This is a genomic window from Mesorhizobium sp. CNPSo 4688 (assembly GCF_057784295.1).
In genome coordinates this window covers 22,991-29,649 of the sequence record NZ_JBWLUY010000036.1, presented here as the reverse complement: position 1 = coordinate 29,649, position 6,659 = coordinate 22,991, and the positions used below count along the sequence as shown (strand labels likewise).

The window sequence follows — 6,659 nt, the reverse complement described above, 5'->3', positions numbered from 1 at the left end:
CTTCTTGCCCAAACCATGTGGCGGCAACAGCGGTTCCACGATTTGCCATTCTGCTTCGCTCAGATCGTAGCGTGCCATCATCGCCTCCTAATCAAAGGCGTTGAATCACTGCTTCAATGGCCATGCAAGGGTTGAGTACGCGCCCTAGGATCCATGCCGTGACCTCTATCGAAGGGCGCACCGGTGCAGAATTCTGCACCGTTTTCAACGCCTTAACGTAACGGCATGGATCCTAGGGTCTGCGCTGCGTCGCTTCGCTCCTTGCTTCGCCCTAGGATGACGAATTCACAGGCGTCTGCGCCAATCGCCGAGGTCTCTCTGCAAGGCTGCCGCCCTTCCACAAAGCAATGGAAGCGCTCAAGCCTGCGTCATCGGATACTGCTCTTTCAGCGCCTTCAGCACCTGGTCGCCGGGCATCGGTGCGCCGAACATGAAGCTCTGCACGTATTCGCAGCCCATCTGCCGCAGTTCCAGCGCATCGCTTTCGTCGGAAATACCCTCGGCCACCACCGACAGGCCGAGCTCATGCGCCATGTTGACCATGGATTTCAGCAGCACCGCACGCTTCGGCGTCGCGTCGTCGACAAAGCTCTTGTCGATCTTGATGGTGTCGAATGGGAAGCGCGTCAGGTAGGCGAGCGAGGAATAGCCGGTGCCGAAATCGTCAAGCGACAGGCCGATGCCGAGCTGCTTCAGCTTGGTCAGCACATGCGAGGTCTGCTCGGGATTGTCCATCACCAGCGATTCGGTGAGTTCGAGCCGGAAGCAGCGCGGCTTGAGATTGGCGCGCGCGATGACCGAGCGAACATCGCTGACCAAGTCCCGGCGGATCAACTGCCGGCTGGACAGATTGACCGACACCGACAGCGGCGTGTCGCCGATCTGCTTTTGCCAGCCGGCGAGGTCCTCGGCCGCCTGTTGCATGGCAAACAGGCCGAGCTGCACGATCAGGCCGCAGCTTTCGGCGACCGGAATGAAATCGCCCGGCGGGATCATGCCGCGGCGCGGATGGTCCCAGCGCAGCAGCGCCTCGAAGCCGGCAATGCTGCCGTCCTCCAGCCGCACGATCGGCTGGTAGGCAAGGGTGAATTCGCGCCGCTCGATGGCGCGGCGCAGATCGGATTCGAATTGCAGACGGTCTGTGCCGACGGTGCGGAAGGCCGGCCGGAACGGCTCGATCCTGTCGCCACCGAAGCGCTTGGCCTGGTGCATGGCAAGCTCGGCGTCCTTGACCATGTCCTCGGCCGAAGTCTGCGCCGAAGTCCAGGTGATCAGGCCGATCGAGGCGGTCAGCACGATCTCGCGCTTGGCGAAGGTGATCGGATTGTTGATCGCGTGCTTGATGGCGTCCGCCACCGCCGCGATGCGGGACGGGTCCTGCTCGGACAGCAGCATCAGCGCGAACTGGTCGCCGGCAAAGCGCGACAGCGAATCCTTCGGTTTCAGCAGCCGGTGCAGCCGGCGCGCTATGGTGAGCAGGATGGTGTCGCCGGCCGAGATGCCGAGCCCGTCATTGACCTGTTTGAACCTATCGATGTCGATGACAAAGACGGTCGGGCGCACCTTCTCTTCGGTGCGCGCGATCGAGATGATGGCTTCAAGCCGGTTCATCAGAAGTTCGCGGTTGGGCAGGCCGGTCAGATTATCGTGAACGGCGTCGTGCAGCAGCCGTTCTTCGGACTTTTTCTGCTCGGTGACGTCGACCATGGTGCCGACACAGCGAATCACTTCGCCGTCCGAGCCGATCACCGGCCGCGCCCTGAGCGAGAACCAGTGGTAGTGCCCATCGGCCCCGCGCAGGCGGAAATTTTGCGACACCCGGCCGCGCCGGTGTTCGAGCACCACGTCGAGCGTGGTGCGGAACGTGTCGCGGTCGTCGGCATGCAGCACCGGCAGCCAGTTGCGGGCAGCACCGCCCAGGCTGTTGGGCGCAAGGCCAAGCTGGATGCTGACGTCGGGCTTGGTGACGACGCGGTCGCGCAGCACGTCCCAATCCCACACCGTGTCGCCGGAACCGGCCACCGCCAGCGCCTGGCGCTCGAGGTCGGAGAACAGGCCCTGATGCAGCGCGCCGCCGGCAAAGGCATGCTGCATGACGGTGAAGCCGATCAAAAGGATGATCAGGATCAGCCCGCCGCCCAGTGCCGGCTGGGCGATGTCGTTGTCGAGCATGCCGGTGATCGCCATCCACGATCCGCATAGCCAGAGCAGCACCATCACCCAACTCGGCACCAACATGATGGCGCGGTCGTAACCGCGTATGCCGAGCAGGATGATGAGGCCGAGCCCGGTCAGTGCCGTGGCGGCGAAGGACAGCCGAGCGATGCCGGCGGCGACCGCCGGATCGACGATGGCCACACCCGCAATCAGCAGCAGGCCGAGGATCCAGACCACCGCGCCATAGCTGAAATGGCCGTGCCATCGGTTAAGGTTGAGATAGGCGAACAGGAACACCACAAAGGTCGCTGCAAGCGCCACCTCCGTTCCCGCCCGCCACATCTGCTCATTGCCGGGCGATATCTCTATGATCTTGTTTAAAAAGCCGAAATCGACGCAGATATAGGCAAGTACCGCCCAGGCCAAGGCAGCTGTCGCCGGGAACATCGAGGTTCCCTTGACGACGAACAGGATGGTCAGGAACAACGCCAAAAGGCCGGCAATGCCGATGACGATGCCGCGAAACAGCGTGTAGGAATTGACCGAGTCCTTGTAGGCTTCCGGCTCCCAGAGATAGACCTGCGGCAGCTTGGGCGAGGCGAGTTCGGCGATGAAGGTGATCACCGTTCCCGGGTTCAGCGTCACCCGGAACACGTCGGCGTCGGGGCTTGACTGGCGGTCGAGCGCGAAGCCCTCGCTGGGTGTGATCGCGGCGATGCGGGTGGCGCCGAGATCGGGCCAGAAGATGCCCGAATTCACCAGCCGGAAATGCGGCGCCACGATCAGGCGGTCGAGCTGCTGGTCGGTGGTGTTGGCGAGCGCGAACACCGCCCAGTCACCGCTCGAGCGCGCGTCATTGGCTTCGACCTCGATGCGCCGCACGATGCCGTCGGGGCCGGGCGCGGTCGACACCTGGAAGTTTTCGCCCTGATTGACGTAGATCTCGACGGCGCGCGACAGGTCGAGCGCGATATCGTCGCGGGCAATCTTGATCGGTTCGACGGCGAAGGCCGGCAGCGCCGCGCAGAGCGTGACGACAGCCGCCAGAACGAAGGCCAACAGCGACCCGTTTCGCAGGAAATTCGTCAAAAATCAGTCCTTCGTTCCAGCGCCCGGCGGATCGTCCGCGATCCGGGCGTAGAGGTAGTGGTCCTGCCAGATGCCATTGATCCTGAGGTAGGATCGCAAAAGTCCTTCGCGCCGGAATCCGGCTTTTTCAAGCACGCGGATCGACCGGGCATTGTCGGGAATACAGGCAGCTTCGATCCGGTGCAACCTCAGCGTATCGAAGGCGAAGCGGCAGACCACCTTGACCGCGTCGGTCATCAGGCCGCGGCCACCAAACCGCTCGCCGATCCAGTAGCCGACATGGCCGCTCTGCGAGACGCCGTGGCGGATGTTGCCGAGCGTAATTCCGCCGGCGAGCTTGCCGCTGGCCTTCTCGAAGATGAAGAAGGCGATGGCGGTTCCCTGTGCATAATCTTCGCGGTAGCGGCCGATGCGCAGCCGCCAGGCCGTGCGGTCGAGCTCATCGGGCGTCCAGCGCGGCTCCCACGGTTCGAGGAAGCCGCGGCTTTCGCCGCGCAACGCCGACCATTCGCGATAGTCGTTGGTGTAGGGCACGCGCAGCGTGACCCGGTCGCCCTTCAGTGCCGGCAGGTCTCGGCGAAAGAAAGGGAGCGCGAACACGGGGCGCGCCTTGAGGGGACTTAGACGGCGAGCTTGCGGGCCGTGGTGTGCGTGCCCGCAAGCGAATCGAGGATCGCCTCATAGGGCGCGAGCGTACCCACGGGGCCGACGGCGGTCAGCGTCGGCTTGGTCGAAAACAGCCGTGACGACAGGTCGGTCAGCCGCTCGACGGTCAGCGCCGACAGTCGTTCCATCAACTCCTCCTTGGCGATCGGCCGGCCGAACAAAAGCAGCTGCCTGGCGATCTGCGAGGCGCGGCTGGCCGGGCTTTCCGCCGACATGATCAGTCCGGCGCGGTATTGCGCACGCGCCCGGTCGAGTTCTTCCTGCAGGATGTTTTCGCCGGCCTTCTGCAGTTCGTCGATGATGACGGGCACCAGTTCGGCAATGTCGCTCTGTCCGGTCGCGGCATGCACGCCGAAAATGCCGGTGTCGGAAAAACCCCAGTGGAAGGCATAGACCGAATAGCACAGGCCGCGCTTTTCGCGGACCTCCTGGAACAGGCGGGATGACATGCCGCCGCCGAGGATCATCGACAGCACTTGCGAGGCGTAGAAGTCGCGCACATGATAGGCGCGGCCTTCGAAGCCGAGCACGATCTGCGCGTCCATCAGGTCGCGATCCTCACGGAAATCGCCGCCGACATACTGCGCATATTGCGGCATGGTGCTGTCGGCCTTGCTGCGGAAGCCACCGAGCTGCTTTTCCACCTCGCGCACGAAATTGTCGTGCTTGATGTCGCCGGCCGCCACAACCACCATGCGCTCGGCGCCATATTGGCGCTCGATGAAATCGTGCAGCTGTTTGGAGGTGAAGGATTTGACGGTCTCGGGCGTGCCGAGGATCGAGCGGCCGATCGTCTGGTGACGGAACGCGGTCTCGGTGAAACGGTCGAAGACGATGTCGTCGGGCGTGTCGTGCGCGGCGCCGATCTCCTGCAGGATCACATGCTGCTCGCGCTCCAGCTCCTGCGGGTCGAACTCGGACTCCTGCAGGATGTCGGCAAGAATATCGACCGCCAGCGGCACGTCGTCGGACAGCACCCTGGCATAGTAGGATGTCGTCTCGACGCTGGTGGCGGCGTTGATTTCGCCGCCGACATCCTCAATTTCCGAGGCGATTTCGAAGGCGCTACGCCTTTTCGTCCCCTTGAAGGCCATATGCTCGAGCAAATGGGCCATTCCGTGCTCTTCGTCACGCTCATTGCGAGCGCCCGACTTGACCCAGGCACCAAGGGCAACGGATTCGAGGCTTGGAAGGGTTTCGGTGGCGACTGTCAGGCCGTTCGACAGACGGCTTACCTCAACACCCATATGGCAAGTACTCCCTAACGCGCTGCCCTTGAGTGGCGGCTCACGTAATCTTCCACCATTTTCAGGTTGGATGGAAGTACCGTGTACTTTTCGTCGGCTGACATCAAGGACCCCAGCCATGCAGGCAGGGTCGGCGACACGCCGCAGGCTGCTTCGACAGCCGCCGGGAACTTGGCCGGGTGCGCCGTGCCCAGCACCACCATCGGCACTGCGCCGTCAGCCTTGCCGGCAGCGACATGCACGGCCGCGGCCGTATGCGGGTCGAGCAGATAGTTGCTGGTCTCCAGCGTCGAACGGATGGTGGCGGCAACCTCATCCATGTCAGCGCGGCCGGCGTCGAATTCGGCCCGCATCCTGGCCATTTCGGCCGTTTCTATGGTGAAGGCGCCGGACTGTTTCAGCCCGGCCATATAGCGCCGCACCGTTTCGGCATTGCGGTCGGAGGCCTCGAACAGCAGCCGTTCGAAATTCGATGACACCTGGATGTCCATCGATGGCGACGTCGTCGCAAACACGCCCTTGGTGCGGTATTCACCGGTCGCGAAAGTGCGCGCCAATATGTCGTTGTCGTTGGTGGCGACGATCAGCCGCTCGATCGGCAGGCCCACCTTCTTGGCGGCGTAGCCGGCAAAAATGTCGCCGAAATTGCCGGTCGGCACGGTGAAGGAAACAGGCCTGTCCGGCGCGCCAAGCGAAAGCGCCGAGGAGAAATAATAGACGATCTGGGCCATGATGCGGGCCCAGTTGATCGAATTGACGCCCGACAGCGATACGCCATCACGGAAGGCATGATCGTTGAACATGTCCTTCAGCAAGCCCTGGCAATCATCGAAATTGCCTTCGATGGCCAGTGCCTGGACATTGGCGGCGGTCGATGTCGTCATCTGCCGCTGCTGTACCGGCGAGACGCGGCCATGCGGGAACAGCACGAAGATATCGGTGCGGTCGCGGCCGGCGAAGGCGTCGATGGCTGCACCGCCGGTGTCGCCCGAGGTGGCGCCGACGATCGTGGCGCGCTGGCCGCGCTCAGCCAGCACATGGTCCATCAGCCGGGCAAGCAGCTGCATGGCGACGTCCTTGAAAGCCAGCGTCGGGCCGTGGAAGAGCTCGAGGATGAAAGTGTTCGGACCGGTCTGCACCAGAGGGCAGACCGCCTGGTGGCGAAAGGTGGCATAGGCTTCGCGCACCAGCCGTTCGAAAACGGGTGCGGCGATCTCGCCGCCGAGGAACGGCGTCAGCACGCGGATGGCGAGGTCAGCATAGGGCAGGCCGCGCATGGCGCGGATCTCGGCTGCCGAAAACTGCGGCCACTCTCGCGGCACATAGAGCCCACCGTCGCGTGCCAGTCCGGCCAGCACCGCGTCGGAAAATCCCAGCGCGGGCGCTTCCCCGCGAGTACTCACATATTGCATGTCACAGACCCGTTGCCGCTTGGCGTTTCCGTTCACCACAGAGTGGTTAATTTCTGCGCTGGCTCAGTCGCATTTTTGCCGCGCCATT

At 63.4% G+C, this 6,659-nt stretch carries 4 protein-coding genes; all 4 read right to left on the bottom strand.

The features are described from left to right. Window positions 1–357 precede the first annotated feature (357 nt). From AC04SH_RS32905 to thrC, 4 genes are read right to left on the bottom strand one after another with little or no spacing between them, the layout of a single operon-like run. Window positions 358–3,246 carry an EAL domain-containing protein gene (locus tag AC04SH_RS32905; RefSeq protein WP_488577897.1) on the bottom strand — a complete coding sequence of 963 codons (2,889 nt, stop codon included), beginning with the start codon at window positions 3,244–3,246 and terminating at the stop codon, window positions 358–360. 3 nt (window positions 3,247–3,249) lie between these two features. Next, window positions 3,250–3,846 (bottom strand): GNAT family N-acetyltransferase, encoded by a 597-nt coding sequence (locus AC04SH_RS32900; protein ID WP_192256360.1) that lies wholly within the window; start codon window positions 3,844–3,846, stop codon window positions 3,250–3,252. Window positions 3,847–3,866: 20 nt separating this feature from the next. Continuing rightward, a complete protein-coding gene (locus AC04SH_RS32895; RefSeq protein WP_142866738.1) occupies window positions 3,867–5,159 on the bottom strand; it encodes a M16 family metallopeptidase in 1,293 nt (430 codons plus the stop codon). Window positions 5,160–5,173: 14 nt separating this feature from the next. Beyond that, window positions 5,174–6,571, bottom strand: a complete 1,398-nt coding sequence (thrC, locus tag AC04SH_RS32890; RefSeq protein WP_488577896.1) for a threonine synthase — start codon at window positions 6,569–6,571, stop codon at window positions 5,174–5,176. Window positions 6,572–6,659 lie beyond the last annotated feature (88 nt).

Coding starts and splice junctions, on each gene's coding strand:
- AC04SH_RS32895 (WP_142866738.1), bottom strand. CDS start 5,159: ATGGGTGTTGAGGTAAGCCGTCTGTCGAACGGCCTGACAGTCGCCACC.
- thrC (WP_488577896.1), bottom strand. CDS start 6,571: ATGCAATATGTGAGTACTCGCGGGGAAGCGCCCGCGCTGGGATTTTCC.